This is a genomic window from Sphingomonas sp., assembly GCF_032114135.1.
Lineage (GTDB): Bacteria > Pseudomonadota > Alphaproteobacteria > Sphingomonadales > Sphingomonadaceae > Sphingomonas.
In genome coordinates this window covers 1-25,327 of record NZ_DAMCTA010000008.1, presented here as the reverse complement: position 1 = coordinate 25,327, position 25,327 = coordinate 1, and the positions used below count along the sequence as shown (strand labels likewise).

The 25,327-nt window shown below is 63.2% G+C and carries 26 protein-coding genes; 5 read left to right on the top strand and 21 right to left on the bottom strand.

Features of this window, described 5'->3' with window-relative positions:
- Window positions 1-60: 60 nt before the first annotated feature.
- The 5 genes from RT655_RS19445 to RT655_RS19425 form a co-directional block, all read right to left on the bottom strand.
- A complete protein-coding gene (locus RT655_RS19445; RefSeq protein ID WP_313540314.1) occupies window positions 61-435 on the bottom strand; it encodes a LysR family transcriptional regulator in 375 nt (124 codons plus the stop codon).
- 1 nt (window position 436) lies between these two features.
- On the bottom strand, window positions 437-643 hold the full coding sequence (locus RT655_RS19440) for a TOBE domain-containing protein (RefSeq protein WP_313540311.1): 207 nt from the start codon (window positions 641-643) through the stop codon (window positions 437-439).
- A 923-nt stretch (window positions 644-1,566) separates the two neighbouring features.
- On the bottom strand, window positions 1,567-1,827 hold the full coding sequence (locus RT655_RS19435; protein ID WP_313540308.1) for a DUF6894 family protein: 261 nt from the start codon (window positions 1,825-1,827) through the stop codon (window positions 1,567-1,569).
- A 265-nt stretch (window positions 1,828-2,092) separates the two neighbouring features.
- Complete coding sequence (locus RT655_RS19430; RefSeq protein WP_313540305.1) at window positions 2,093-4,408, bottom strand: putative bifunctional diguanylate cyclase/phosphodiesterase; 2,316 nt, start codon at window positions 4,406-4,408, stop codon at window positions 2,093-2,095.
- Window positions 4,409-5,125: 717 nt separating this feature from the next.
- Entirely contained in the window at window positions 5,126-5,893 is a 768-nt protein-coding gene (locus RT655_RS19425) for an N-acyl amino acid synthase FeeM domain-containing protein (protein WP_313540302.1), read from the bottom strand.
- Between the two features lie 275 nt (window positions 5,894-6,168).
- Here RT655_RS19425 and RT655_RS19420 point away from each other — a divergent pair, with 275 nt between their 5' ends.
- The 3 genes from RT655_RS19420 (at window position 6,169) to RT655_RS19410 (ending at window position 7,490) form a co-directional block, all read left to right on the top strand.
- Window positions 6,169-6,795, top strand: a complete 627-nt coding sequence (locus RT655_RS19420) for an FxDxF family PEP-CTERM protein (RefSeq protein ID WP_313540299.1) — start codon at window positions 6,169-6,171, stop codon at window positions 6,793-6,795.
- Between the two features lie 290 nt (window positions 6,796-7,085).
- A complete protein-coding gene (locus RT655_RS19415; protein WP_313540296.1) occupies window positions 7,086-7,238 on the top strand; it encodes a hypothetical protein in 153 nt (50 codons plus the stop codon).
- A gap of 51 nt (window positions 7,239-7,289) precedes the next feature.
- The gene (locus RT655_RS19410) at window positions 7,290-7,490 is read left to right on the top strand and encodes a hypothetical protein (RefSeq protein ID WP_313540294.1); all 201 of its coding nucleotides are present in this window, start codon (window positions 7,290-7,292) and stop codon (window positions 7,488-7,490) included.
- Window positions 7,491-7,645: 155 nt separating this feature from the next.
- Here RT655_RS19410 and RT655_RS19405 read toward each other — a convergent pair whose 3' ends face one another.
- The 7 genes from RT655_RS19405 to RT655_RS19375 all read right to left on the bottom strand — a co-directional run bounded on the left by RT655_RS19405 (window position 7,646) and on the right by RT655_RS19375 (window position 13,837).
- Entirely contained in the window at window positions 7,646-8,641 is a 996-nt protein-coding gene (locus RT655_RS19405) for a sigma-70 family RNA polymerase sigma factor (RefSeq protein WP_313540291.1), read from the bottom strand.
- Between the two features lie 175 nt (window positions 8,642-8,816).
- A complete protein-coding gene (locus RT655_RS19400) occupies window positions 8,817-9,038 on the bottom strand; it encodes a hypothetical protein (protein ID WP_313540288.1) in 222 nt (73 codons plus the stop codon).
- A gap of 185 nt (window positions 9,039-9,223) precedes the next feature.
- Window positions 9,224-9,406, bottom strand: coding sequence for a hypothetical protein (locus RT655_RS19395; protein ID WP_313540285.1), 183 nt, complete (start codon window positions 9,404-9,406; stop codon window positions 9,224-9,226).
- Between the two features lie 246 nt (window positions 9,407-9,652).
- Window positions 9,653-10,438 carry a hypothetical protein gene (locus tag RT655_RS19390; RefSeq protein ID WP_313540282.1) on the bottom strand — a complete coding sequence of 262 codons (786 nt, stop codon included), beginning with the start codon at window positions 10,436-10,438 and terminating at the stop codon, window positions 9,653-9,655.
- A gap of 160 nt (window positions 10,439-10,598) precedes the next feature.
- The gene (locus RT655_RS19385; protein WP_313540279.1) at window positions 10,599-12,566 is read right to left on the bottom strand and encodes a peptidase M61; all 1,968 of its coding nucleotides are present in this window, start codon (window positions 12,564-12,566) and stop codon (window positions 10,599-10,601) included.
- Window positions 12,567-12,809: 243 nt separating this feature from the next.
- Window positions 12,810-13,427: a carboxymuconolactone decarboxylase family protein gene (locus RT655_RS19380; RefSeq protein ID WP_313540276.1), complete on the bottom strand. Its 618-nt coding sequence runs from the start codon at window positions 13,425-13,427 to the stop codon at window positions 12,810-12,812.
- A complete protein-coding gene (locus RT655_RS19375) occupies window positions 13,427-13,837 on the bottom strand; it encodes a tautomerase family protein (protein ID WP_313540273.1) in 411 nt (136 codons plus the stop codon). Before RT655_RS19375 ends, RT655_RS19380 begins: the two co-directional genes overlap by 1 nt.
- Window positions 13,838-13,944: 107 nt before the next feature.
- On the opposite strand from RT655_RS19375, the gene RT655_RS19370 reads away from it, so the two are divergent.
- The gene (locus RT655_RS19370) at window positions 13,945-14,715 is read left to right on the top strand and encodes a helix-turn-helix transcriptional regulator (protein ID WP_313540270.1); all 771 of its coding nucleotides are present in this window, start codon (window positions 13,945-13,947) and stop codon (window positions 14,713-14,715) included.
- A gap of 361 nt (window positions 14,716-15,076) precedes the next feature.
- Here RT655_RS19370 and RT655_RS19365 read toward each other — a convergent pair whose 3' ends face one another.
- Entirely contained in the window at window positions 15,077-16,186 is a 1,110-nt protein-coding gene (locus RT655_RS19365) for an FAD-dependent monooxygenase (protein WP_313540267.1), read from the bottom strand.
- 54 nt (window positions 16,187-16,240) lie between these two features.
- Between RT655_RS19365 and RT655_RS19360 the strand changes: the two genes are divergently transcribed.
- Window positions 16,241-16,708 (top strand): MarR family winged helix-turn-helix transcriptional regulator, encoded by a 468-nt coding sequence (locus RT655_RS19360; RefSeq protein ID WP_313540264.1) that lies wholly within the window; start codon window positions 16,241-16,243, stop codon window positions 16,706-16,708.
- A gap of 556 nt (window positions 16,709-17,264) precedes the next feature.
- Here the strand turns inward: RT655_RS19360 and RT655_RS19355 are convergent.
- The 8 genes from RT655_RS19355 to RT655_RS19320 all read right to left on the bottom strand — a co-directional run bounded on the left by RT655_RS19355 (window position 17,265) and on the right by RT655_RS19320 (window position 24,924).
- A complete protein-coding gene (locus RT655_RS19355) occupies window positions 17,265-17,519 on the bottom strand; it encodes a hypothetical protein (protein ID WP_313540261.1) in 255 nt (84 codons plus the stop codon).
- 50 nt (window positions 17,520-17,569) lie between these two features.
- On the bottom strand, window positions 17,570-19,123 hold the full coding sequence (tnpC, locus tag RT655_RS19350; protein WP_409530301.1) for an IS66 family transposase: 1,554 nt from the start codon (window positions 19,121-19,123) through the stop codon (window positions 17,570-17,572).
- Window positions 19,124-19,183: 60 nt separating this feature from the next.
- Complete coding sequence (gene tnpB / locus RT655_RS19345; protein WP_066724043.1) at window positions 19,184-19,531, bottom strand: IS66 family insertion sequence element accessory protein TnpB; 348 nt, start codon at window positions 19,529-19,531, stop codon at window positions 19,184-19,186.
- The gene (gene tnpA / locus RT655_RS19340; protein ID WP_313540255.1) at window positions 19,528-19,890 is read right to left on the bottom strand and encodes an IS66-like element accessory protein TnpA; all 363 of its coding nucleotides are present in this window, start codon (window positions 19,888-19,890) and stop codon (window positions 19,528-19,530) included. The genes tnpB and tnpA overlap by 4 nt, the downstream gene beginning before the upstream one ends.
- Window positions 19,891-19,983: 93 nt before the next feature.
- A complete protein-coding gene (locus RT655_RS19335) occupies window positions 19,984-20,493 on the bottom strand; it encodes a hypothetical protein (RefSeq protein ID WP_313540252.1) in 510 nt (169 codons plus the stop codon).
- A gap of 35 nt (window positions 20,494-20,528) precedes the next feature.
- A complete protein-coding gene (locus RT655_RS19330; RefSeq protein ID WP_313540249.1) occupies window positions 20,529-21,059 on the bottom strand; it encodes a hypothetical protein in 531 nt (176 codons plus the stop codon).
- 65 nt (window positions 21,060-21,124) lie between these two features.
- Window positions 21,125-23,197: a hypothetical protein gene (locus tag RT655_RS19325; protein WP_313540246.1), complete on the bottom strand. Its 2,073-nt coding sequence runs from the start codon at window positions 23,195-23,197 to the stop codon at window positions 21,125-21,127.
- Window positions 23,194-24,924 (bottom strand): hypothetical protein, encoded by a 1,731-nt coding sequence (locus tag RT655_RS19320; RefSeq protein WP_313540243.1) that lies wholly within the window; start codon window positions 24,922-24,924, stop codon window positions 23,194-23,196. The genes RT655_RS19325 and RT655_RS19320 overlap by 4 nt, the downstream gene beginning before the upstream one ends.
- Between the last annotated feature and the right edge of the window lie 403 nt (window positions 24,925-25,327).

Below are 25,327 nucleotides of genomic sequence, written 5' to 3'. Positions count from 1 at the left end.
CCGCGCATTATTTCCGTCCGTATATCGAGACTGTATCCAGTGGAATATAAAACTTCGGTATCAGTCCTCGGCCGCCCGGGGCGCGACGCGCAAGTGCGACCGCAGGCGCGCATAGGCGGGACGTTCCGCGATCGCGGCAGCGTCGCGCTCCATCTCGCGATAGGCCGCGACGACGACGAGACCCGTTTCGGTGACGCGCGCGCCCCGTTCCAGTCCCCCGCCACGCAAGGTCTCGACCAGGGGTGGGTCGAAGCAGCGGTTCATCTCGTCTACCAGCAGCCAAGCGCGCCGATAGCTCATACCCATGCTGCGCGCGGCTCCCGAGATCGATCCTTGCGCGGCGATCGCCTCGATCAAATCGGCTTTGCCGGGTCCGAGCGCGAGCGCATCGCCGCATGCGATTTGAACCTTGAGCCAGAGTGAGCCGATCTTCACTCTATTTTCCGATCAGGACGTCGCTTGCCTTCACAACTACCGTGACGTTGTCACCGATCGCCAGTTCAAGATCGTGTATCGCCCCTTCCGTGATGCTCGCAGTGACGACATTCCCACCGCCGATATCAACCTTCACGATTCCGTTGACCGCTCCGGGGGTAATTGCAGCGATGGTGCCGGAGATCTGATTACGAGCGCTCAGCTTCATGGTCGTTCCTAATAGGCGAAGGGAGCTGCCTTCTTAGTGTGTCACGGAGCTTCGCGCCATGCGCCATGTCTGGTATCAATCCCCCCTGTCACGGCGACTTTCGACAATGACGGCCTGCATTGGCTTGCGTCGATTACAGGGATTGGAGCAGTAGCTGTCTTGCTGCGCCGCTTTACCCAGCCCGCGGCCGCACGCGTTCCTCTGTTTTCAACCGCCGCCCACCGGCAGTTGGCGGGTCCGAAGGCAAGAAGCACGTCAACGCGGATCAATTTGGTGGCCGGAGGCCGTTCGCCGAGATCTTCGAAAAAGCTCTCGAAGCTGGCCCAGCGATCGCAGATCTTCGCGGCGCGCATCTGCCGCATCTGCTGCCACGCTCGGTAGGTCGCTCCATGGCGCTTCGCTGCGCGATGCCCATGCTCGAGCAGTCGCGCAGCGCTGATCTCACGGTGAAGGCACCCGCAGCTTGACGTTGCGCCGGTCCGCACGTTCTTTCCTATCGCAATTACCTCACTGCCGCAGTCGCAAGCGAAGCGCCAAAGCGCATGGGCCGCTGCGGTCATGGTCCTCATAGCTGAGTGCGACCAATCGCCCATACCGCTGCCCAGCCATATCGATACGCGCCTTTTTTGGCATGTCCTCGCCGCCGTCTATATTCCACTGAATATACTGCCTGGTAGAGGTGATAGTTCAACGCGACAGCACAGATGGGAGCAGGCGCGCAGTCACCCCCACGCATTGTCATCCGGCACATAGGGTTGTGCTGGCTGGAACGGTTCAAACGGGCATGAGCAAGGGCGGGCAGCTCGGCGCCCAGTTTCGGACATTCAGGAGGCCGATCGACCTTCCTGAAAGCGGACGCAAACGGCCCGCATTCAACAACCGCGGTTGTTGGCTGGAAGTGGGTGGTTAGCGGAAGTCGCCAGCTAATATTGTCGCTGGACCAACAGCCCAACTCCTGCGGGAGCAAGCGTGCTAGTGAATTGAAGCGCACAGAGCACCAGACCAGCAGCGTCAGTGACCGTCATGCTCCACTCTTCGCCAGGCCAAAGGTGGTCGGCACTATCTTTGATCAGCGCTCCGGCGCTCTCAATCGCTTGCCGCAGGGCGTCCTGCAAAGTGTTGAAGTTCATGCCTTCATCGTCGGGCAAATCTCGCCCGTCACGGATGTGGAAAAAATAACGCAACGCATTGCTCCGGCAGGGCGGGAGCACAAGGTCTCTCAGTCGCTTACGGGCCGATGGTGTACCAAGCGATCCCGCGCCCATAGCCTCGGCGATCAAAAGGCGCACCAACTTGGATAAGCTACGTCCGAAATTGGGGCGGTAACGGTCGCGCGGAGGAGGGCAGGGGCGCCAGGCAGCAGCGCGCCCACTTGCTGTCATTCAACGGGCTGATCACTCTTACCATAAGCGGACGCAAACGGACGACGGCTGATCGCGACGCGACAAATCAGCCTGCCCTTTGCCCCCTGATGGCCCGGCTTGGGATGCCGTCGAGTACGATGGATAGCTCCTCCTCGCGCAAAGCTTTAGAGAAAAGGTACCCCTGCAGCTCGTTGCAGCCTATCGTTCGGAGCATGGATCCCTGCTCCTTAGTTTCGACGCCTTCGGCTGTGACGGACAGGTTCATCGCGTGACCCAGGGCGATGACCGCTTGGACGATTGCAATCGCCTCCTGGTCCCGTCCTATCCGCTTGACGAAACTCTTGTCGATCTTGAGGCGGTCAACCTTGAATCGTTTCAGGTAGCTCAGGCTGGAATAGCCAGTGCCGAAATCGTCCAGGGCGATCCGGAAGCCTGCGCCGCGCAGGTCCTGCAGCGCGGCGCGTACTTCTTCGGCATCATCAATCAGGATCCCCTCGGTTACCTCGAGTTCGATCTGCCGTGGATCCACGCCGCTGGTCTGCACGATGGATTGCACGGTTGCGGCAAAGCCTTCCGCCTTGAACTGGACGGGAGACACGTTGACCGCCATCGTGAGACCGGGCCATTGTTTGGAAACGCGGCACGCTTCCGCCAGCACCCAGCCGCCCAGCGCGTGGATTATGCCCGCTTCCTCCGCGATCGGGATGAAGAGGTCGGGCGTTAGCAGACCCTTTGCCGGGTGATCCCAACGGACAAGCGCCTCCAACCCGACCACTGTCGCGCCGTTTGCATCCATTTTCGGCTGATAGGCGACGAACAGCTGCCGCCGGGTGCCCAGCGCCTTTCGCAAATCCTCCTCCAGCTCGCGCCGATTGGCGAGGCTCTCGTCCATCTCCGCAGTGAAGAAGCGATAGCCGTCGCGGCCGCTGGCCTTGACGCTGTACATCGCAATGTCGGCCTTGCGCAGCAGCTCGGTGCGATCGGAGCTGCGCGGGGTTCCCGTGGCGATGCCGATGCTGCCCCCGATCTGCACTTCCGACCCGAGTATCGGGAAGGGCTTGCGAAGCTCGGCGAGGCAGGCTTCGGCAAGCGTTTGGAGCGATTTTTCCTCGAGACCCTCGGTCAGGCAGATGGCGAACTCGTCGCCGCCCAGTCGCGCCAGCAGCCCGCCGTTGGGCAGCCGGGCCGAGAGGCGGCCTGCCACGCTCTGGATGAGTTGGTCCCCGGCAAGATGGCCCAGCGTGTCGTTCACGTGCTTGAATTTGTCCAGGTCGATGAGCAGCACGCCGAGTGCCTGCTGGGCGACATTTCCGGCGGCACCATCGACAAAGCGATTGAACGCAGCGCGGTTCGGCAGGGCGGTAAGCACGTCGTGGTTGGCGAGATACTGGGCGCGCGCTTCCTTCGCCTGAAGCTCGACTCGAGCGGCTTCGAGCGCACCGATCGAAAGAGCATCCCTGAACATCAATCGCCCGACGACGAAGACGAGTGCCGCCAACAAAGCGATCAGCGCAGCCGCCGCCGCGCCGCCCCGCTTGGCTATCGACCGCAGGATGTCGCGGCCGGGCATGTCCGGTCGCCAGCCGAGATGACCGACCAGCATGCCTTGCGACGACCGCAGGGGCACGCTGTACATGCCCGTCTTCGTCGACACCGGTGCGGGCACTATCTGCGCGTCGCGTATGCCCCGGATGCGGCTCAGGTCGCTCATCAGCTTGCCGTCCAGAAAGCGGATGCTGATCAGCATGGGCTGCCGCCCTGGAGGGCCGGTCACGAGCCTGGAGTCCGGGATCATCCGCATCACGCTGGCCGCGGCCGCACGCCCAGACACCTGTACGAGGTCGGTCGCATGGAACGCGGTTGGCGAGGTGCGCACCGTGCTGTTCTGCGCCAGTTTTTGGCCAGGCAAGCGCTCGTGGGTGTTGGGTGCCCGGCGGAGCGAGCCTCTAGCCGCGTGGATCAGCGGGAGCAGCGCCGGTCGGACGCGCGCGAATATCGCCGGGGCGACGCGCTCGCCGCCTCGCATGGCGTACACCGGCCGGTCCTGGCCGTCGATGATGATGTCGAGCTCATGATTGAACACGTAGTTCAGCCAAACACCCACGTTCTTGTCGAGCCACTCTGCGTCAGGCTTGGCCTTCTGCACCTCCGCATAGGCAGGGTCCCAGATGGCGACGCCCGCCTGGCTCTGCGCGACATCGTCGAGCACCGCGCCCAAGGCAAGATGCACGTCGTTCGCCTGTCGTCCGCGGATTGACGCGTCGACCTGATTGGCCGTCGCCCACAGGCTCCAGGTTCCGAACAGGACCAGCGAGGCCGCTAGGCAGAGCGCAGGCGCCGCCACGAAGGCAGTGAACCGCAGAGCAGGGCTGAGAGGGGGAAAGTGAAAACGATGGGACATGCATCTGCGCAACCAAAGAAGGGTTCGATGCAAGGAATTCAGGCTTCAATTCTCAGAACAATTGCAGCCTGCACTGCTTGCGCCTCAGGGTAGAGCGCAATCGTTGTTTTTCGGTGAACTGCCACCATGTAGGAGTATCGCGAAGTGATCGTTGTGCCTTGAACCTCCCTCCTTCAGGTGGCCTGATTAGGGAACGGGCCGGCCAGCACCCCCGCGGCGACGTGTGAAGGGGTAGCGGCAAAGCGGGGAGAGCCGGGCCTTATCGGGCAGCTGAGCGCCCTAAAGTCGGACATTCAGGGGACCGATCGACCGTCCTGAAAGCGGACGCAAATAGATAGACTTTCGCCGCTCGGCAGGAGGCCGGGACCAGGGAGCGAGCCGTCAGAGCGGGGCGGGCGAGGGAGACGGCAGCTAGTTCGGGCTCCCCAGCTGCATAAGGAACTATGCAGCGCGGCTCGTCCGCGCACCACGCTTCGAACGGCGCCAGATAAGTCCCTCTAACCCCGCAACCTTTTGGAGCGGCCTTCGTTCTCATATTCCCTGAACAGTAACTAGGTCACGCAGTTGGCGGGCTCTCGCACCCCCCGTCCGTCAACTGTGAAAGAGCCCGCCATGCTCCGCAGCCGGCGGGCTCTTTTACGCCTTCAGGAAAAATGCCCACGCTTCAGGTCAGCCGGTGAATATCCATTCCGCGACCCGTGGCCGCGTCGGCTGGCTTCATGCCTGCCCTGTGGGTTGAGGGTAATCGGTACGAGCAACGTTGAGGTCGTGGAACGCCGTGGCCATCGCTGCTTCGTCGACTTCTCGGAGGAAATACGGGTAGAGCGAGCGCGAGCTGCTCTTGGTCGCTTGCCTGTGGCTGGCGATGTTCGCCCTTATGGTCTCTACGCTGAGCCAAAGTAGATGCGAAGGCGCCTGCACACTTTCATTCGTTCGAGCGTTCCCCACAGGACGAAAGCCGAGCATCGCTTCGTAGAAGCTTCGATGCCGCGGATTCACCTCGATGAAGAGGTCCGTGCAGCGGTGCTTGGCCGATCCGTAGATCAGCACGGCATGAAACAGGTGCGCCAAGCGGGGCCGAGCAGGGGTGGACGCGTCGAAAGCGAATTTCGTCAGCTCACAAATGCTGGCGCCTGGGGCAGCACGAAACGTGTCTAGGACATCCCCGAAGGTACGATCAGCAGCAAGGCCCGCACCGCCGTCGACCGTCAGGGTAAGTGTGCCTACCAGCGCTTCGTCGGATGCGGCGAGGAATGTAGTGCAACGCGCTCCCTCAGGAATTTGATGATCGCAGCCATAACCCCGCCATCCATACATTCTGTTCAGAAGGTCTGCAGCTTCGGAGCGGTGCTGTCGATTTGATGCAATCCGGATACCGAAGCCGGCAGCGGTCCCAGGCGGCGTTTCATGCAAACACTCTGCCGCTAGGGATCCAACGGCTGCTGACGTGCCTCCGGCAGCCGCATTCACTGCTTCCAATGTCATGATAACCCCGTCATTTTTGCTCTCGACCCGAGCTACGGCGTACCGCGACGGCCTAACGTTTGCGCTAAGGGTTGCCCACATTCCGGCCGTAGCGTTCTGAAAACGCGGCCAAAATTTCAAATTTGCGGAATGGCCTAGTTTATCGCCGGGCGGTTAAGGCAGTGTGCCTCGCTTGATCGCATTTTTGCTGAATGGAACCAAGCACTTGGCTAGGCGTTCGGCCCTCCGGCCGAATATCGTTAACGGCTTGGTAACCTTTTCAGGGAGTCTACTGTATGAAGCGCTATCTCGCGGCCGTTGCCGCCATTTCGGCGGGCCTTCTTGGCACGACCGCAGCCCAGGCTGCAACCACGATCATCACCCCGAGCTCGCAGCCGAAGGGCACGACTTTTGTTGTTTCGGGCGATCCGTTCTCCGGTCCGGTCGCTGCAACGTTCGGTCACACCGGCATCGCCAAGGGCGCTTTCACCGACATCTTCCAGTTCACGCTCGGCCAGGACGGCACCGGAAGCGGATCTGTCACGACCAGCGTGACCAAGACGGGCTTCCTGAAGTTCACTGACCTCGACATCACCTCGGTCGTCTTCAACGGCATCACTGCGGCCAGCACGCTGTTCGACCTCGGCGGCAACGTCTGCTCTACCCGCGGCGTCGGCAGCTGCGGAGCTAGCGAGGCCTTCGCTCTCACGGACGCAATGGTTAAGGCCGGCGTGCTGAACACGATCACCATCACCGGCGTTTCGCGCGGCCTAGGGTCCTATGGCAGCAACGCGACCTTCGATCCGTCGGCCGTTCCCGAGCCCGCCTCGTGGGGTCTCATGATCGGCGGCATTGGCGCTGCGGGCATGACGCTCCGCCGCCGTCGTTCGAACAATTCTCGCCGGTCCGTTCAGGCGGCCTGAGCCTATTGCATCTTTTCCGGTGCTTTTGGCCCTTATTTGGGCAGAGAGCACCGGAAGTGGATTTGAAGGTGCTTCCATTGTGAAGTACTAAGGCAAAAGGGCCCAGGTAGACACCCCTGGGCCCTTCGCTTGCCAGGCCACCTGAAGCCTAGGTGGCAGCCAAGATCGTTCTGAAATCTCTTGCGTTTCGCCGGCTGCACCCCTGAGATGTCGTGGGCTTTCCAGTAGCCTCAAGTTCATTGAGCGGAGGCCTCATCCAAGCCCCAAAAGATGGTTAATGCGCTGGCGACGTGTTCGAGATGGCGTGTCGCGCTACCGAGGTCAAGCGGATGGCGTTGATGCGCCAGATTTCGATCGTTCAACTCACCAAGGCATGCCTGGAAGCGAACACTCGCAAGCGAGAGAAGCTGGCACAAACGGCGTTTGCAACCGAGCTGTCCTGAGATAAACGAAACAGAAACCCCGGGCGTATGGCCGTTACGAGAGAAGTGTCCGTGACTGCCGAGGAAGAGATGAGGGCGTTTCTGATCGCCGAAGAGCTCATTGAGCAATTTGGCGACGCCGTTCACCTGTTCTTGGGCGGGAAGATTCTCGAAACGCAGCCTCAAGGAAACATCGAGCAGATGGAAGCATGGCTCGTCATTCGTGAAGCCGCCTTAACGGTGCTTGAGGCATGCTCTCGACCCATGCACTAATTGTCTCGCAGCGGCGTTACGGTAACCGCTGGCATGTCTCGCCGGAGCGGACTTACGGCGACGCTCAAAGCAATTAGAGCCGAGTCACAAGAGCGAACCTGGCTTCGAAAATATAACTTGTATTTTCGGGCAGCGGTGTCAGCGTGGATGAGCAGTCACTGCACCAGTGCAGCGGAAGCTTTTACGGCGGACTGCTCCTCCGGTCGGAACTGATCCACGGCCACAACGCACGACAGGCGATTGTGCGGAAGAGCTACGTCGAGAAGGATAGATGCCTTGTTTGCGCGAACCTGGGGGCGCTTGGACGCAGGCCGGCCAGCCTCAGCCATGACGGTGAAGCGGGAGTCTGCGGCAGCGATGCCGGCGATCGCCTTGGTAGCGCGCTTGGTGATTTGCCGAACGCGTTCTGCGGTCACACCCGTCTCAGCTGCGAGTTGCTCGAGGCTCGCACCACTGAAAAGGCGACCCTCGAGGATCTCTCGCTCACGCGCGATCGTCGCTTCCAGCTTCTCGACGTCTGCAGCGGCAACGCCGTTCACGCGGAGGCGCGGCAGCGCCTTGCGAAGCGCGGTCTCCTCACGCTTGGGCAACGGGCGGCGGGCGAGTGCCTCCATCCCGACCTTGCGCAGGTGATCGACATAGGCATCGATTAGAGACGACTTCGCTCCGTCCGCCAGATAGTCCGAGGCGGCAGACTCCGTTGCCTCGACGGCAAACTCATCCTCGAGGGCGTCCAGGAACGAACCCATCTCGCCGTCACTGTCCAGGATGGCGTTGAGAGAGACCGTCGTGGCGGCAACCCTCTTCGCGGACGGCCGCTGATCGGTCATCACGCGGAAACGTAGGCTCTGGAGCTCGCCTCGGATCTGCCAGTTCACAAACGTCGTGAACTGCGCCTTCTCCGGCTCATACGCTTCGACCGCACGATGCACGGCGATGGCGCAGCACTGTTCAGCATCTTCGAAATAATTGATGAGCCCGTACTGCCGCACGAAGTGGCGAACGCGGGGTGCGATGAGCTTCATGATCTGCGCATGAGCGCGGTCCACATTCACACGCTGCCGGTTGGTCGACGTTGCACCGTCCTTGGGACGGTTCTCGAGGATAACTGCAACTGCCGCTTCGAGCGCAAGCGTGGTCTTGGACGTCATGATCTTCCCCTGGTTTGCGGTGGAACGTCGTGACGTCCCGTCGCCAGGGAAAAATGCCGTTAACCAGTTAACGAAACGGTAAACGCCACTTTAGGTGGAATCGCGTATCGGGCCACGGCTGTGACCTGCAAATTCTGCGCTTGGAGAGGTTTTTGAACATTGCCCGAGAAGCAACTCAGTGGCGGGGCACCGGCTTATGGCCCAGCGGCAAATGGTACATCACGGCACGGTCGTCACGGCGGTCTACCGCTTGTCCGCACATGGGGCAAACTTCGATATGCCGCAGTTCATCCATGACGCGGTTCATGCTGAGGTCTTGGAAAGGGCGCTCCTCGCGGAAAGTGACGGGTATGAAATTCATCATCGGCAAATCCGGCGTTAGCGCTTCGTTTACCATATAGAGGCTAAAGCAGGACATCAGCTTAGCTGCCTGGAAATTAATTTGCCGGGACAGCCGCGGCAATGATGCGCTAGCTTAGTCCCGCCTCTGCTTTCCGTTCGATGACGTCTCAAGCACGGCCGAGGCTGTGGCCCGCCTAGCCGGCGCTGGACCGGCACTATTCCAATAACGCGCCGGCCGTTTCACCAAGCTCGTGGCGTACCTCCAAGGCGCTGCGCAACCGCTTGCTCGATTTCATTTAGCTCCGCTTGGCTGAGCACCCCAGCGACGTGCATCTTGCGCATCAGCTCCTCAACCAGAGCGGCGAGGAAGTGCAATTCCGCTCGTTCAGATCTGATATCATCTGCCGTCGTGCTGGTGCTCATTCCAATCTCCCTGGTGAGTGCATTGTCTAGACTTTGCATAAGGGTCGATAACGAAGAAGGCTAACGTGTCGCATTTTCTCCAACTTTACAGCTGTTGGCAGCTGCGCGCCCAATTCCAGACATTCAGGCGGCCGATCAACCATCCTGAAAGCGGACGCAAAAAGCGAGCTCTCAATTCGTGTGATCGGCCGATGGAAGTGTGAAGGGGACAGAACGCCCGCTCGGGGAGCAAGTGCTACTATTGGATCAGTGCGCCTGATCATGCGATCGAGGGCTACGCACCGCTAGCGCAACTTCGAGCATCGCTACCACCGGGGCGAGGGCAAAAATGCAGATTTGCCCCATGAGGTGGGCGGTGGCGTCATCCTCTAGCAGACCACCCAAGCCATAGAAGCCGAAGACGAATGCGCCGGTGAACAGCGCAGCCGCGATCCTTGCACCCGCGTCGTCAGGCCAGAGCTTCCGCAGGCTGCTAGGCGCAATTCGGACCACGAACCAGATGAGCGCGACCAGCGTTGGAATGCCAAGCACGACCAGGACCAGCCACGGCGAGACGTCGAAGCCGCGCACTACGGAGAACATGTCGCCATCCGCCACGAACACGCGAAGCGGCACGTAAGACAGAAGGTTCCCGACGCTTGCCGCGGTGACCCAGTAGGCCAGCATTGCCCATCCGCGCCGCCCATTGGATATGGCGTGACGCCAACCCAACCGTGCCAGCCCAAGAGAGACGATTGCGTTGCCGATTACCATACCGGCAGCGGCGATGAGTGCGGCATCGACGCCATGCCCGCTCGCGAAGATGGGCGCCTCGTCCACTTTCTGATTGATGCCGAGCTGGAATAGGAAAACGATCGGAGTGGGCTGCGCGTAGTCGAGATCGAGAGGATTGGCCTTCCAGCCAAGCAACCACGCGACGACCGAATGTGCATATTCGTGCGGGAAAAATGCTAGCGCGTGCGCGGCCCAAATCTGGATGACGACTAGTCCGATGAGCCAAGGCAGCCGCATTGCATAATCTAAGGTTCGCATGAGGCTCCCTTATCGTCTAGTGGTGCGCTGGCGACCATTGATCGACCGCGATCGAGGCATGTCCTGATGGCGGATCTTGAGCAAGATATTCACCTTGAGAAATGAACCACAGCTTCGGCTTGAACCACCGTCGATCGAACAGGCAGGATCACCAAGATCATCACCTTCGCGCCATCGACGACTCAAATGGACTGAGGCTCGATCGGCGCGCCGGTCGCATGTGCGACTGCGCTGGCCTAGGGTTATGTTGGCGTGCTGTCAGAAGCGGCGTTAGGCGGTCGTCCGTCCCAAAGATCCTTTCGAGCCGAGGGTATCGCAATCCACCGCGGTAGCCGATCTCAAGCTGCTGTCCACCGGTAACCCCCGCTAAAGTAAGGGTCAAAGGGACCTGTGGTGTCCGGGAGAGCGCGAGTATGAGGGCGTCACGCGAGAACGGGTCGGAGGCGACCTTTGCGATGCGCATGCCCGGCATGAGGCCCGCCTTGAACGCGGGGCCATCCCAAGCAACGCTGGTCACTCGCCCCTCATTGTCAAATGCTGCGCCGATCGAATAACTCAAGTCGAGGCCGCCATTCTCCGCTTCATCCTGACGGAAAGTCTCGGTGGGCTCAGCTTTGTAAATGAGCCGCCAGCCCGCGCGGGCGAGTCCGGCCATGGCATCCGCATCCTCATGGGATGTCAGGTGTCGATTCAGAAAGCCGGACCAATCGTCGGGCGCGACCTGGTCGAGACCTTGGCAGACATCTTCGAACGTGTAGGTGCTGACCGTCCCGAAGGGGCGGTCCGCCCGGAAGAACAGGGCTGCGAAGTCGTCCAGCCCGCGGCGACCGCCGCTTAGCTCGCGGATGCGCGCATCCACGTCGAGCCACAACAGCACCCCTTCAGGATAATAGTCTTCCCGGCGCTGCCAGTCGCGCCAGCCAACATGGTGGCCGGCCATGTAGACGGCGTCATTGGTGCTGTCGGCGAGGGATTTCCACGAGCGCCCCGGCCGGTTCGCGACCTTCGCTGCGTCCAACGCCAATCTGTCCAGGGTTTCCTGCTTGGTTCGCAATCCGGAACGCGCTGCCAACACACGACCCCAGAACTCGCTCTGGCCTTCATACACCCATAGCAGGCTACCGCTGACAGGCTGGTTGAACGTCGACTTCCAGAGATCGGCCGGCTGCCGAAAGCGACCGTTCCAGGCGTGGATCAGCTCATGGGCAATGAGGTCGCGATTGCCGAGCTGCTTGCCCGGCTCGATGAAATATCGAGCCGGCAAGTTGTTCTCGCCCTCCTCAAGGTGCTCGGTTCCTCCGGGTCCCATCTCGTCGTCGAGCATGACGATTGCATCGTAATGCCGGAACGGAGGCTCGCCGAATACAAGGCTCGTCTGCTCAACGAGCGCGCGCATCCGCTTCGTCTCATCCTTGCTGACCTCCAAGCCGGTCGAATCGCTGGCCAGGATATCGAGGTTGATCGGCGATCGATTGTCCCCGGAGAGCGTCACGCTGCGGGCATAACGCGCGGCGAGAACAGGAGAGTCGATAAGCCGATCGAGCGAGTTTGTCGCAAAGCGCAGAACGCCCGCCTCTGACGACGTCCGATCGAGCGAGGTGAACGCAGCGAGGCCGGCAGGCAGATGCAGGCTGGCGCTCACCGGGATCGCATCGGCAGACCAGCCGGCGGGATACAGCAGAGCCCGCTCCCACGGCACCGATAGCATATCATCCCGCATCGATCCGCGATCAGCAAGATACTGCAGATCGACGCTTATAGCGTGCGCCCCGTGCGGCACGGGAACGTGAAAAGCGTGGACGTCGAGCGGATCGCGGCGCCATTCGACCCGGCTGCCGTCCACGCTCACGAACAGCCCAGTGAGCGAGGCGGTCGGAACGGTCGGCGCGTGGCTTGCAGTCTCCCACTCGGGGTAGAGCAGGACGATATCCCCTGCTTCCTGCACCGGGATCACTTCATGTGTCGCGATGATGCCGTGGCGAGTGTCCGTCGCGTCCACATCGAGGTTGATTTCACCCCGAAAGGGCTTGTGCGATCCGGCCCCCGCGGTCTGACATAGCTGCCCGCAGTTGCCCGCGGTTTGCGCGTCTGCAGGCTGGAACGGCAGGCTGCCGAGCGATGGCCCCAAACCAATCCCAATAAAGAACGGCGCTAATGAGCGACTGACCCTGTATCGTAGCATTTTTCCTCGTTCCAAGTTTTTTCAACCTCCGACCCTCCCCGAGGCGGGACGGGGGTGATAAAAGTCACGGCCTCGCCGGCACTTTAGCTTGATCTGACGCCTAGGTAGCGAGAGCCCGTCCCTTTGCGGAGACAGCCGCGGATTCCACCATCAAGCTTATCACCTGCTCGTATCGCCGGCCCTGGCGCGTTACCTCTCTCGCGGGAGGCAATTGCTCGATCCATCAACCGGGGGCGCTGGTACAGCGAAAGCATTGAGCATCACGCAAGTCGCGCTGTACGCTGCTGCCAAAAACGCCAGCGCTACAAGCCCTGCACGCCCGAAAGCCTGCTCTGCTTCCGCGTAGGTTGCATCGCTGACGGTCCGGTCACGCGATAGTTCGAGCGTGAAACGCTGCGCGGCCTGTTCCTCCGCGGTAATCCCAGTGCTAGCCTCGCCGACAACAAGCGCCGCGACGGCGTCGCGTGAAAGTCCAACCTGCGCCGCCACTGCGCGGTGTGCGTAGATCTCGTACGCCGATCCCCAAACCGCTCCGACAGAGAGAATGACGATCTCGCGGACCCTTGCCGAAAGCGGCGTCGCATGCTCCTCTGCCTCATGGAAGGTGATGAAGCCGTCGGCGATCGCAGGTGCATAGAGCATGGCGTTGAACGGGCCGATCAATTCGCCTGTGTCGCTCCTGCTGGTGAAAGGTGCGTTTGAACGCAATCGCCCTTCCAGCAAACGATCATAAAGCCGGCGCGCGTCAGCTCGCAGGCCTGCTGGCGCAAGCAGCGACAGCCGACCGCCCATGCGCTCGGAGCTCATCAGCCCTGTCCCTTCATACGCGTGTCGAAGCCCGTCTTCGGATCGACCGTTCGGCCATAGGCCCACCAATTCTCCCAGGGTACCTCGGTGATCGCCATCAGCAGATCTTCGCGGCGGAGGCCGGTGCGCTCCGTTATCTCGTCGGCCACCTTTTCGAAGAACCGGTCCTTCATTTCCTTGGGTCGCGTGTTGAAGAAGAAGTGAATGAACAGCATCTCTGGGCTGCGCTCGATGCCAAAATAGTGCGGGTCGTAGACCATGTTACCCGGCTTATGCTCGTTGAAGAACTGATCCCAGGTGTCATCGGGAACGCCCAAAACATCCATCATTGCGACATGAATGCCCTCAGAAATGGCTTTTTTGTAAGCCGCATCTTTGCCCTCATGCATTTGGACGTAGACCATTGGCATCGCTTATCTCCATTGTCGTTCTGACGGAGCCGAGCTATGCCGCCTGCGCTAGATCAAGAAGACCTAGCCTTATCCTAGTATCGCTCAGTACCACCTCTGGAGGATGTGTGACCGCCAACAAGCCATTGGCCGATTTTCTGCGATCGCGTCGACACCGGCTCGATCCAGCGGCAATGGGCGTATCTTCTGCACGCCGACGTCGAACCCCAGGCTTGCGGCGCGAAGAGGTCGCGGAACGCGCTGGGATCAGCTGTGAATGGTACGTCAAGCTCGAACAGGGGCGTGAAGTATCGGCCTCTAGCGAGACCATCGCCGCGCTCGCAAGAGCACTCATGCTCGACGACAACGAAACAGCGCACCTGCGCAGACTCGCGGTGGCGCAAGCTGCGCCCTACTTTCTTCGCGAAACGGTACCGGAGATCGTCCAGACCATCGTTCGCAGTCTGAACGAGCCAGCCTATGTCACGGGCGCTCGCATGGATGTGCTGTGCTGGAACGTACCGGCCGACGAGCTCTTCGGCTTCTCCGGAATGGCTGAGGCGGAACGCAACATCTTGCGCTGGATGATGGCAAGTTCCGCAGCGCGTGCGCTGTTCGGAGAGGGCTGGATGAAGGAAGCCCAACGCATCATCGCGATGTTCCGGGCGACATACGATCAGTACTGGGGCGACCCGCTGTTCGAGGAGATAGTGTCGGCCCTGCAAGCGGCTTCTGCGGAGTTTCGGGACTGGTGGTCGTCCTATCGTGTGGCGACGCCCTCATCAGGCATGAAGATGCTCCGACCGGCAGGCGGGGAGGAGACGCCGTTTGTCTACGCCACATTCCAGGTGAACGATGATCCCGCCCTAAAGCTGGCCCTGTATACGCGCGCGGGCTGAATGGCCGCCGTGTTCGATCGTCGTCCGCCTGCCGCAAACGCGGGTGCATCTCACGTGAAAGTGCCGAAGGCCAGATTCATTCCAGAGCATTCCGCAACTGTGCGAGCGCCCAGGGACGGGTGATCGCCAGGCATCAGATCGGTCTCGGGCCTGCCCTAGATCGGCAGCTGCGCGCCCATTTTCCAGTCAGGAGGTCGATCTACCTCTTAAGCGGACGCGGACGTGCGGAGGCCGAGGATCCCTGCCGGCGACTGAAAGTGGGTGGCTAACTGCCGTTCCCCTATTGGAGCGGAATCAGCAGAGGCTGCCATCCCGTTTTCACCCGTTCAGGCGTTTGCCGCGAAAAGCCGTTGTTCAGCCCTCACACGTCGGCGCCCAGCCGCTCACGATAATGGTAGAGCACCGGCGCGCTGCCTGCCGCCGAGAACACCGCGCGCAGCCCCGCCGCCGATCTCTCCGCCGCCACCGCCGCCCGCGCCGCCATCGCAGCTTCATGGGCCGCAATCGCCGCCCAGCCCCCGCCCGATGCAAGTGCCTCTGCCAGGTCCGCGGCATCGGCCAGCGCCAGGTTCACGCCTTCGCCGGCGAAGGGCGACATCAGGTGGGCGGCATCCCCGATCAGCGTCACGCCCGGTCGGCTCGTCCAGCGGTGCCCAATCGGCAGCGCATAGAGCGGCCGCGGCCCGATGATCGTTCCCGTCTCGATCACCCGCAGCAGCGCCGGCGCCCAGCCCTCGAACACCTCGAGTAGCGCCGCCCGTAATGGCTCCGGTTCCAGGCTGGCCCAATGCTGCGCTACGGCCTCGGGCGCGCGCAGTCCCGCATAGCCGCGGATGTGCCCATGCCCATTAAGCTGGGTGATCAGCGCCCGGTTCTCGCCGACCGCGAACATCTTGCCCCGCCCGGTCAGCGCCGCGATATCGGGATGCATGGCGGTTTCGAAGCCTAGTTCGGCAAAGGCGAGGCCTTCATAGCGCGGCGCGGCCTCGCTCAGCAGCGGCCGCACCCGCGACCAGGCGCCGTCGGCGCCCACAACTATCTCGAACCGCTCCTCCGCAATGCGAAAACCGCTGCCGTCAGGCTCGATCGACGTCACCCGGCTGCCCCATCGCACCGTGTCCGGCGCGAGCGACGCCAGCAGGATTTCGCGCAGCGCCGAGCGGTCGATCTCGGGGCGGTCGTCGCCCTCGCCGGCCCGATCGAACAGCAGTACGCCGCCCGAATCGTAGAGTCGGTCGCCCTGGTCTTCCGGCCGGGCCGCCGCGGCGAACTCGGCTTCCAGCGCCGCCAGCCGCATCGCCCGCTGGCCAGTATCGCCGTGCAGGTCCAGGGATCCACCCTGCGGCCGCTCGCCGGCATGGCCGTCGCGCTCGAACACTACTGGTGAGAGGCCTCGCAGCTGCAGCAGCCGCGCCAGCATCAGCCCGCCGGGGCCGCCGCCGATGATTGCGATCCGCGTCATTGCCGTCATGTCAATCTCCCGATACATAGGAACCTATATTAGAGAAACATAGGAGCCTATGCAATGGCCGATGACGATTGGGATCCGCTCCGCCATCCGGGCCATTATTTCAGCCGCATCGCGCGCGCTCTCACGCGCATTGGCGACGCCCGGCTGCGCCCGCTCGGCTTCGCGACGGCGCAGCTCCCGGTGCTTGCGGCTCTTAAGGACGGCGAGGCGATGTCCCAGACCGAGCTTGCACGCTGGGCCAAGGTCGAGCAGCCCAGCATGGCGCAGATGCTCGCGCGCATGGAGCGAGAAGGCATGATCGAGCGCCGCGCCGACCCGCGCGACCGCCGTGCAAGCCTGGTGTCACTGACCGCGCAGGCGCGGGATCGCCTGCCCGCCGGCCGCGCGGTCCTGCGACAAGGCAATGCCGACATGACCAGGGGCCTGTCATCAGACGAGATCGCGACGCTGGTGTCGCTCCTTCAACGCGTTCTAGTCAATGTCGAAGGCCTCGAGGCGGAGGACTCCCAACCTGCGCCCTGACGAACCGCTTCTGCTTGAGTCTCGCAGTTGCGAGCCGGCCGTTACCCGCCGTTCAGCTTTATGGGTCAGTTCGGGGAGCAGTAACGTTGGCAACAGGGTTCGCGCGGTCGGCACGGCAAAAGGGCGGCCCGCAGCCAGCTGCGCGCACACTTTCAGCCGCTAGGAGGCGCTTGAGGGCGTTCCAGAAGCGGACATGGCGCGAGCTTGGTTCGCAGTAGGTCCCGACGCGCCGGCAGGGGAGGGGGCACCCAGCTGCGCAACTACTCTCAGACGGCCAGCAAGGCGATTGATCAACCCAAAAGCCGACCCCGGCGAACGGCCCGCAGATCCACCTCGCCAAGGACCGGGAGTGGGACAAACCCGTCGTACCGACGCCCCAGGTTGAGCGTCCGCTCTTGTCGGACGCCGACGTTCGGTGCTTGTCCGCGCGACGCGGCGTTACGACTGAAGCTGGGCCGTCAAGGTCATAGCGTCTCATGCGCGTCGGTTCGAACGAATGCTCTTGGCGGGTGCGATCGATGCCCATCGGCCATGGCCTAAGCCGACCGCGGGGCCGCTAAACCTTCACATCGTCGCCATCAGCGGCGGATTGTTGCGAGTGGCTCCGTTCGCGGGCCCGCTCTGCGTCGCTGTTCGCCTCCGTCTCCGCCGAGAACATCCGCCAGCCGCCCCGCTGCTTCGAGATGAAACGCTGGATTATCATGTGCTCGACGCCCTCATGGTCATCGATAGGCCGATGCCCGCCGCGCTCAGCCGCGTCGGTAAGGCGCCGGGACCTTTCGATGATTTCCGCCTCCTGTTCGGCAGTCATCTTCGGTGTTGGAGATTTCAGTTTAGTAAGCGTGGTTTGGAGGCCGCAGATTATGCGGCTTGCGCGGTTGGCTGATCGGCTGGCTGGTTCCAGTTCCACGGGAGAAGTTCGTCCCAGCGGCTAGCCGGCCAGTCGCTGGCGATTTTGGCAATGACGTCCGCGATATAGGCCTGCGGGTCGACGTCATTGGCCTTGCAGGTTTGGATGACGGTGTAGATGGCGGCGGCACGTTCTCCGCCCACGCGCGAGCCGGCGAAAAGCCGGTTGCGGCGGCCAATGGCGACGCCCCGCAGCGCGCGCTCGGCAATGTTGTTGTCGATCTCCAGTCGGCCATCGCCCAGGAAGCGCGACAGCGCCGGCCAGCGCTTGGTGCCATAGGCAATTGCCTTCGCCATGTCGGATTTGGGCGACAGGCGGCGCAGCGCGGTGTCGAGCACGTCGCGCAAGGCCTCGACCAGCGGTTTGCTTCTTTCCTGCCGTGCCCGGTGCCGGATATCCGGCGGCTGGCCGCGCACCTCAGCCTCGACGGCGTAGAGCGCGCCGATCCGCTCCAGGATGTCGGTGGTCAACGGCGTGGCGGTGCGTTCGTGCAGGTCGAAGATCTTGCGCCGGAAATGTGCCCAACAGGCCACTTCGGTGGCCCCGGCCCGATACAGTTCGTCATAGCCGGCATAGGCGTCGGCCTGGAGGAAACCGCGAAAGCCGGCGAGATGCGCCAGCGGGTGCGCGGCGGTGCGGTCCGGCGTGAAGCGATACCAGGTCGCACGCGGCGCCGTGCTGCCCGAGGCCTGGTCGTCGGCCGCGTACACCCATAGCCGCCCGGTCGCGGTCTTGCCGCGGCCGGGGTCGAGCACCGGCACCGGGGTGTCGTCGGCATGGATCTTGTCGGCGTGCAGGACTGCGTCGCGGATGCGGGCGACGACCGGATCGAGCAACGCTGCGGCCTGTCCGGCCCAGCCGGCCAGCGTCGAGCGATCGATGTCGAGCCCCTGTGCCGCCATCATTTCCGCCTGACGGTACAGCGGCAGGTGGTGCTCGAACTTCGACACCACGACATGCGCGAGCGTGGCGAAGCTGGCCTTGCCGCGCGCGACGGCGCTGGCCGGCGCGGGTGCCTGGACGATCTTGTCGCAGACCCGGCAGCTATATTTTGGGCGGACGTTGCGCACCACCTGCCAACGCACCGGCACCACGTCGAGAATCTCATGCGCGTCCATGCCCAGCCGGCGCAGCGCGCCGCCGCAATCCGGGCAGGTGCAGGCACCCGAGGCCGGTTCGTGGACGACCTCCTCGCGCGGCAGGTGCGCCGGCAGGCTGCGGACCGGCGCCGGCCGCGCCGTCGCCTCCGACGGGCGCGCCTCTACCGGCGCCGCGTCGCGCTCGGCTTCCAGCTCTTCCAGCGCCAGTTCGAGCTGCTCGATCTCGCGGCCCAGCTTTTCGGACGAGGCCCCGAACTGCATCCGCCGCAGCCGGGCGATCTGCCCGCGCAAGCTGTCGATGAGCAGATCGCGGGCGGCAAGCGCGGCATTGGCCCGGGCGAGCAACGCCTCCAGCGCGGCGATCCGCGCGGTGGCATCAGCAGGGGAAACGGGCGCTTCCGACACCCGGATTTCCTAGCAGATCGAGGGAGCTCAGGCGAGCAAAAGGACGCAAAACCGCCCGTTTCAGCCCGCCAGCGTCGGCGTGCAGGTGCGCTCCGGGCGGCGCCAGTCGATGCCCTCCAGCAGCATCGACAATTGCGCTGGCGTCAGCACCACCGTGCCGCTCGCCGTCACCGGCCAGACGAAGCGGCCCCGGTCGAGGCGCTTCGAAAACAGGCACAGGCCTTGCCCGTCGAACCACAGCAGCTTGACCAGATGCCCACGCTTGCCCCGAAACGCGAAGAGCGCGCCCGAATGCGGGTTTTCCGCCAGCACCTGCTGCACCAGCACCGCCAGGCCGTCGAAGCCCTTGCGCATGTCGGTCACGCCACACGCGAGATATACCCGCGTCGGCAACGGCGCCGGGCTCACCGCAGCACCGACAACACCCGTGCCAGCGCATCTGCATCCACCCCGCCGTCGACACTGATCCGAACACCGCCGGGCAACGCGATATCGATGCGCCCAGACGAACACGGCACCGGCGGCGACGCCGGCACCACCGGCTCGGCGAGCCGAACCTCAGCGAACACCGGCAGTGACGCTGCAGCCCCGGCCAGCCTGCCTTCGCGCAGTTGCTTGCGCCACGTGTAGATCAGGCTGCTCGACACCTCGCGCCGGGCGATCACATCGCAGACCCTGGCCCCAGGCCGGAATGCCTCCGCCAGGATTTCCAGCTTCTCTGCGGCCGACCATCGCCGCCGCCCGGACACACGGCCGACTATTTCCATGCGACCAGTCATACGAGTGCTCGTATGACTGGTCGTAGAACCCGAAACTTCCTGCACCGCCACCGCCCTCGTCAAAGGCGGCAAGCATCCCGGCTATCGACGATGCCGCAAGGCGGCCTGCTGAACACGCTTACTCGGTTTACGCCACCCCGGCATCCTCATGTCGTAAAGGCTTGCGACCGCACCTTGGTGGTCGACCGGCGGACTGCTCGCCAGGGTGAAGAGGCCCTTCGCCTTTTCCTCGTCCGGCAACCCGGCGAAGTGGGCATTCAACACCGAGAGGTCGGCCTTCAGGTCAGGTCCCCAGACGAACCGCTGGCAATCGTCCATGAAGAGCGGCGCCGATGCGCGGTGCAGCTTGTCGCCCGAGACGAATATGTCCGCGAACGGCAGATAGTAGAGGTAGCTGATGTCGACTCGGTTGCTCGGTCTCTGATCCGAGATCAGGCCGTTTGAGAGGCAAAGCTCGAAGAAGAGGTCCACTTCCAGGCAATGCGCGGCGAATGGCGCATATTGCCTCAGCGGTGGCGAGCCGGACGCCTTCCAGTTCCGCACCATCAACGGAAGCGCTTGCTTTGGCATGCCAAGCAGGCTGTGCGCCATAACGAGCGACCTATAGTTCTGACCTCCGGCGTCGATCACCTTCGGGCGAGGTCCCGAGCGGCATCGTGGGATTTCGGTCGATCCTCCTTCCGCATCATGGATTGGTAGGCCTTGGCTATCGCAGGCAGGTCGATCTGATCAAGGTTTCCGCGCCACTGTTGCGCGAACGCGCGCTCGACATCGAGGAACCGTCCAGCCTGCCACCGGTCGAACGCCTCGCGCTCGGGCGACTTGCGGTAAACGACGCCTGCCTTTCCCTCGACCCGAACGGGGATGCCTCCGGCGACCACGGGCCGATGGTCAAGCTCCTCGGCGCGCTGTCCGAGCAGGTCATCCAGTATCACCTGCTGATGGTAAGTGTTGACGTAGCTATGGGCGACCGGGGTTCTCTCGGCGAGACCGCCAACGACCTGCTCCGCCGTCCGTCCCCGAGCCGTCTCCTTCGTAAGGTCCGCCATCGTCTCAACGAAGAACAGCGGCGTGATGACGCAGCTGAACATCTGGTCGAGGATCACGGATTCATCCACCGACAGACTTTGAAGGAACGACTTATCAAAGATCAGCATCGGTCCCACGGTTCAGCGCACCGTGGCCTCGGCTGATGGCCTTTGAATCATCATGCGCACCTACTTCATTGCCTCGTCGCCCGGCTTGCCGCCGCAGCATAGTACGTGATCCTGCCCAACCGCATCGCCGAATTTACCGAGCAATCGATCCTCGATTGCTGCGACCTGACATTTAGCCGCGCCGAGAACCGCGGTGCTTCCACTCTCTGCGCGCATTTCAACCAAGGCGAGGTAGAATGACCAGTCCGCAGTCGCAGCCGCTCTCTAACTCTCATCGGCATCGGGGGGGCGTCGTCGTCGGCGCTGCCATCTTCGGTTCCAATCGCCCCCAGCAGGGGGGTTGCGGCGATCACCGCCAGCAACGACACCGAGCGCTGGAGGACGCGGCGGACGCGCGGGCGCCCGCCCATCGATGTCGGCGGAGCTTGTTCCCAGTCGCCGGTATCATCGGGGTCGATCGCGCCGAGTGCCTCAAGCAGGGGCAGCCAAAGCTGCGGCGGCGGCGGGACGCGGTAGAACGCGGAGGCCAGTAGCAGCACCGGCCAATGGTCAAGCTTGACCGCCGACAGTGCGCCATAAGCGGTATTCTCGTCGATCTCGCGGCCGAGCGCGGTGATCAGCAGTTCGCCGTCGGCCCCGATCGCAAGGCTGCCGAGCGCCGAGCCGTTGCGCCGGCCAGTCCACAACCGCTCCTCGCTGCGCGCGTTCGGCACCCAGGTCTGGTAATTGGCGTGCGCGAGGTGGTCGCGTTGAAACGCGTCGAGTTCGCCGAGCACTTTCGTGCTGCCGAACGCGTGCGCGAACGCGCCGAGCAGCGGCTGGATGATGCTGGCCGCCGTCAGCTCCTTGCGCAGATCCTCATCGGGGCGGGGCCGGAGCCGGATTAGCGTCGCGTAGTCCATCTCGACCACCGGAAAGCGAGTGTTGTTGCGATAGCTGATGATGATCGCCCGCGCCGTCTGCGACACCCAATGCGCAGCGCGCTCGCGGGTCGCCGGCACTATCGTCATGAGCATGAGGGCCAGGGTGATGTCGATGCCCTGGTCTTCAAGCGCCGGGGTGTAGAGCGTCGGGTTGGCCGCGATCATGTTGGCAAGCGCGATCGCGATCCCCTCGACCCGCGGATCGGCCCGGTCAACGGGGAGGGGCGCGGCCCTGGCGGCGCCCGAGAGCCAGGCCAGCCACAGCCCGCCGAGCGCGATCCGGCCTATCGTCTTGAACAGCGCCAGGTTGATATCGAGCGACTCCTGCGACCACGCGGCATAGCTGAGCGCATGCCGGCTCGCCGCATGTGGCAGCACCTTCTTGCCATAGATTTCGTCCCAGATCGTCAGGTGGAGCTGGACCACCTCGAACAGGCTGTGGCTCGCACTCTGCTTCCGGCTGCGGTCCTTGGCGATCGCTGGCGCGAGGAGTGCCCAAGCGCGCAACGTCACCAGCTCGCTGGCGCGATAGGCGCTCTCGAGGTTGCCGCCCTCGCGTGCCCACACTGTAAGGATCCAGAGCGCGAGATAGAGGACGCGGACGCGCGACACCGCGTCCTGCTTGTCGTCGGCGATGACGGCGAGCACGAGCTGCGCGAACTGCTGGAAGGCGGCGTCGGGTTCCTCGACCAGGGCGGCCGCGCGGCGCAGGAAACTCCTTAGCTCGGGCGGGAACACCTCCTCGCGCAGCGCCCCATCCGCGACCTTGCCAGTCATTGTGTCGCCCGACCAAAGCCGGAACTCGATATTTCCCTTGGTTTCGGCCTCCATATAACCATTGACCAGCCGCTGAATATTCTCGGCGACGACCCCGCCGATCGTGATGACCACGATCACCGGCAGTTTCTTGTGCGCTGGCGCGACGCCCGAAAGATAAGCGTCGCGGACTTCGTTGAGCGATGGACGAACCGCCTGCGGCGAGATGTCCCACTCGTCTCGATTGAGGTCGCCCTTCTTGATGACGAAAAGGAACAGCTTGCGCACCCCGTCGTCGTCGGTGCCGATCGCCGCGACGTCGGCGCCATACTGGCGGGTGCCGACCATCGGTCGCGACAGCACCTCATAGCTCATCGCGGTCAAGAGTTCGGGGATAATCACATCGAGCTCGCCGCGCTCGCGCAACCCTCGGAAGAACTCGCGGACGATCGGAATCATTCGTCGCGCTCGTCGCGCAGCAGCTGCTCGCGAAAATACCAAGAGCCGAACGGATCGATCACATCGACCCGCGGCAGCTCGTGGAACAGCTCTTGGCTCTGCATCTGCGATTCGGTGCGGACAGTCTTGCCGGGCTCAATGTGCACGTCATAAATTGCCGCGTCGCCGTAGAGCATCAGCGACATCGGCACGATCTCGGCGAAAATGGACTGTTTCTGCGCCGCCTTGCCGATCGCACGCTGCTCATCTCGCTTCTTGGTCGCGACCAGAAAACGGTGATGCTGCGACGGCGCGAGTTCGGCAATTTCCTTTGCTGCCTCGATCCCGGCCTTGTACGCATCGTGGCGCGCGAACACGCGAGTTAGCGCCGCGGCCATCGGCGGCGGGGCGCTCGCGACCCGGCCCTCGAGATAGGTGCGCGGCCCGGTCCAGTAGTTGATCAGCAGCGGATCGAACAGCAGCCGCTCGATCAAGGGGAACGCCGATAGCGGACCCGTAAGCAGCAGGCTTGCCAGAATCGAGGCGATCGTTTCGGGGAACACCAGGAGCAGCGCCGAGCAGCGCCGGGCGATGCGCTCGGCGGCCTGCTTGTCGACCATGCTGAGGTCGAGATCGAAGCGGGGCGCGTCTTCGCCGAACCCCGAGCAGATGTCGCGGACCGCAAGAAACATCGTCAGTTTCTCGGCGGTCAACCAGCGCGTGATGGTCGCCGCACGTACCGTCGCATCGCCAGTCAGCAGCTTGTGGGCTGTCTCGTCGAAGCGCTTCATCGTCGCGACCCGGCGCTCGAGCAACCCGTCGAGCAGCCGGTGAGCCGGGACATTGAGCGCGCCGCTCAGATGCTGCGCGACGATATGGTCGATCAGGTTGAGAGTTCCGATCTCGTCGGCTTCCGTCGCGGCGAGCAGCTCGAACGCCGCCGAGGCGAGCTTGAGCGATACTTTGGCGGTGGCAAACATCAGCTCGTTCGCGATCGTCTCACGGACGGCGGCGTCGGTGCGCGGGGCGATGGTTGCCAGCGCCCGCACCCCGACCTCATCACTGGCCGGCGCCCGCTTGGCGATCGACAGCAGGCTACGCAACGGGGCGGCGGTCGCGGCGCCGGTCGCGCTGGCGAGTGCCGCCTCGAGCACCGCGACGACGCGCTTGAGCTCGGGGGCGGCGAATCCATCGAACCCGCCGAGCACCTGGATCGCGGTGTCCTTGATCGCCGGATCGCCCCTGGCGGCCATGTCCAGCGCTAATCCAAGGAAATGGGTGCGGTCGCTGCGCAACCCGGTCACAAGCGCGACCCGCAGCATCGCCAGTGGCGAGGTACCGGTGGTGACCGCTGCAATCATCGCCTTCGGTCGAGCGGGGTCCTGGCTTGCCCAGCCCCCAATGCCGGTTAGGAGATGATAAGCGCCGCCGTCATTTTCGGTGCGCGCGACCAAGGTCTCATAGAGCGCGACCAGCGGCGGCAAGTCGATGCTGAGCTGGGGAATGATCTTTTCGAGGAAAAGCTGCGGGGCGTAGCCGAGCCGGCCCGCGGGCATTGCCATGAAGGCGGCCAGCAGGTCGATCGTGCCAGCCTCGTGGGCTGCGACGGCGTCGGCGACGAACACGTCCCAACCGGGCTCCTCGAGCGCGAGATGGGCGTCGCGCAGAAATTGGCCGAATGTGCCGCCCGCGATCGCGCCGGCGAGCGCAGCCTGGTCATGCATCGGGGCGGGAACAGGGTCGGGCATAGCAAAATCAGAGCATGGACGGATCGCCTGCGCAACCTCGATGCCGTTTTTCAAATAGGAGGGTACGGCCCTCCCCTGCAGGCGAGCCGGCGCGTTTCGCGCCACCCCTTGGAGCGGTGCTGCCGCACCGCAAAACTCCGCGGCGAATCCCAGCGACCGGCGTTCGGCGGTTTTCAGCAAAAGCCGACGCTTATCTATGGACGTTGAATGTCTTAAGTTGGTCGGAATCTGCCATCCGCGCAGGTCTCGCCAAAAGGTGGGATCAACCGAGAGCTGCCGTTCTCGAGCATCGCGAAAAGGAAGACATTGTGGTAATGGTCAAGCGTTCCTGAGATTGCATCGAGGCGGCTTCAGAGAACCTACTCGCCAAGTTCGAGGTGCGAGACACTCGCCGCCAGTGCGT

What these genes read in the sequence shown, in the direction of transcription:
- RT655_RS19440 (WP_313540311.1), bottom strand. Translation starts at nt 643, where the DNA reads ATGAAGCTGAGCGCTCGTAATCAGATCTCCGGCACCATCGCTGCAATT.
- RT655_RS19430 (WP_313540305.1), bottom strand. Translation starts at nt 4,408, where the DNA reads ATGTCCCATCGTTTTCACTTTCCCCCTCTCAGCCCTGCTCTGCGGTTC.
- RT655_RS19425 (WP_313540302.1), bottom strand. Translation starts at nt 5,893, where the DNA reads ATGACATTGGAAGCAGTGAATGCGGCTGCCGGAGGCACGTCAGCAGCC.
- RT655_RS19420 (WP_313540299.1), top strand. Translation starts at nt 6,169, where the DNA reads ATGAAGCGCTATCTCGCGGCCGTTGCCGCCATTTCGGCGGGCCTTCTT.
- RT655_RS19405 (WP_313540291.1), bottom strand. Translation starts at nt 8,641, where the DNA reads ATGACGTCCAAGACCACGCTTGCGCTCGAAGCGGCAGTTGCAGTTATC.
- RT655_RS19400 (WP_313540288.1), bottom strand. Translation starts at nt 9,038, where the DNA reads ATGGTAAACGAAGCGCTAACGCCGGATTTGCCGATGATGAATTTCATA.
- RT655_RS19395 (WP_313540285.1), bottom strand. Translation starts at nt 9,406, where the DNA reads ATGAGCACCAGCACGACGGCAGATGATATCAGATCTGAACGAGCGGAA.
- RT655_RS19390 (WP_313540282.1), bottom strand. Translation starts at nt 10,438, where the DNA reads ATGCGAACCTTAGATTATGCAATGCGGCTGCCTTGGCTCATCGGACTA.
- RT655_RS19380 (WP_313540276.1), bottom strand. Translation starts at nt 13,427, where the DNA reads ATGAGCTCCGAGCGCATGGGCGGTCGGCTGTCGCTGCTTGCGCCAGCA.
- RT655_RS19375 (WP_313540273.1), bottom strand. Translation starts at nt 13,837, where the DNA reads ATGCCAATGGTCTACGTCCAAATGCATGAGGGCAAAGATGCGGCTTAC.
- RT655_RS19365 (WP_313540267.1), bottom strand. Translation starts at nt 16,186, where the DNA reads ATGACGGCAATGACGCGGATCGCAATCATCGGCGGCGGCCCCGGCGGG.
- RT655_RS19360 (WP_313540264.1), top strand. Translation starts at nt 16,241, where the DNA reads ATGGCCGATGACGATTGGGATCCGCTCCGCCATCCGGGCCATTATTTC.
- RT655_RS19355 (WP_313540261.1), bottom strand. Translation starts at nt 17,519, where the DNA reads ATGACTGCCGAACAGGAGGCGGAAATCATCGAAAGGTCCCGGCGCCTT.
- tnpA (WP_313540255.1), bottom strand. Translation starts at nt 19,890, where the DNA reads ATGGAAATAGTCGGCCGTGTGTCCGGGCGGCGGCGATGGTCGGCCGCA.
- RT655_RS19335 (WP_313540252.1), bottom strand. Translation starts at nt 20,493, where the DNA reads ATGGCGCACAGCCTGCTTGGCATGCCAAAGCAAGCGCTTCCGTTGATG.
- RT655_RS19330 (WP_313540249.1), bottom strand. Translation starts at nt 21,059, where the DNA reads ATGCTGATCTTTGATAAGTCGTTCCTTCAAAGTCTGTCGGTGGATGAA.
- RT655_RS19325 (WP_313540246.1), bottom strand. Translation starts at nt 23,197, where the DNA reads ATGATTCCGATCGTCCGCGAGTTCTTCCGAGGGTTGCGCGAGCGCGGC.
- RT655_RS19320 (WP_313540243.1), bottom strand. Translation starts at nt 24,924, where the DNA reads ATGCCCGACCCTGTTCCCGCCCCGATGCATGACCAGGCTGCGCTCGCC.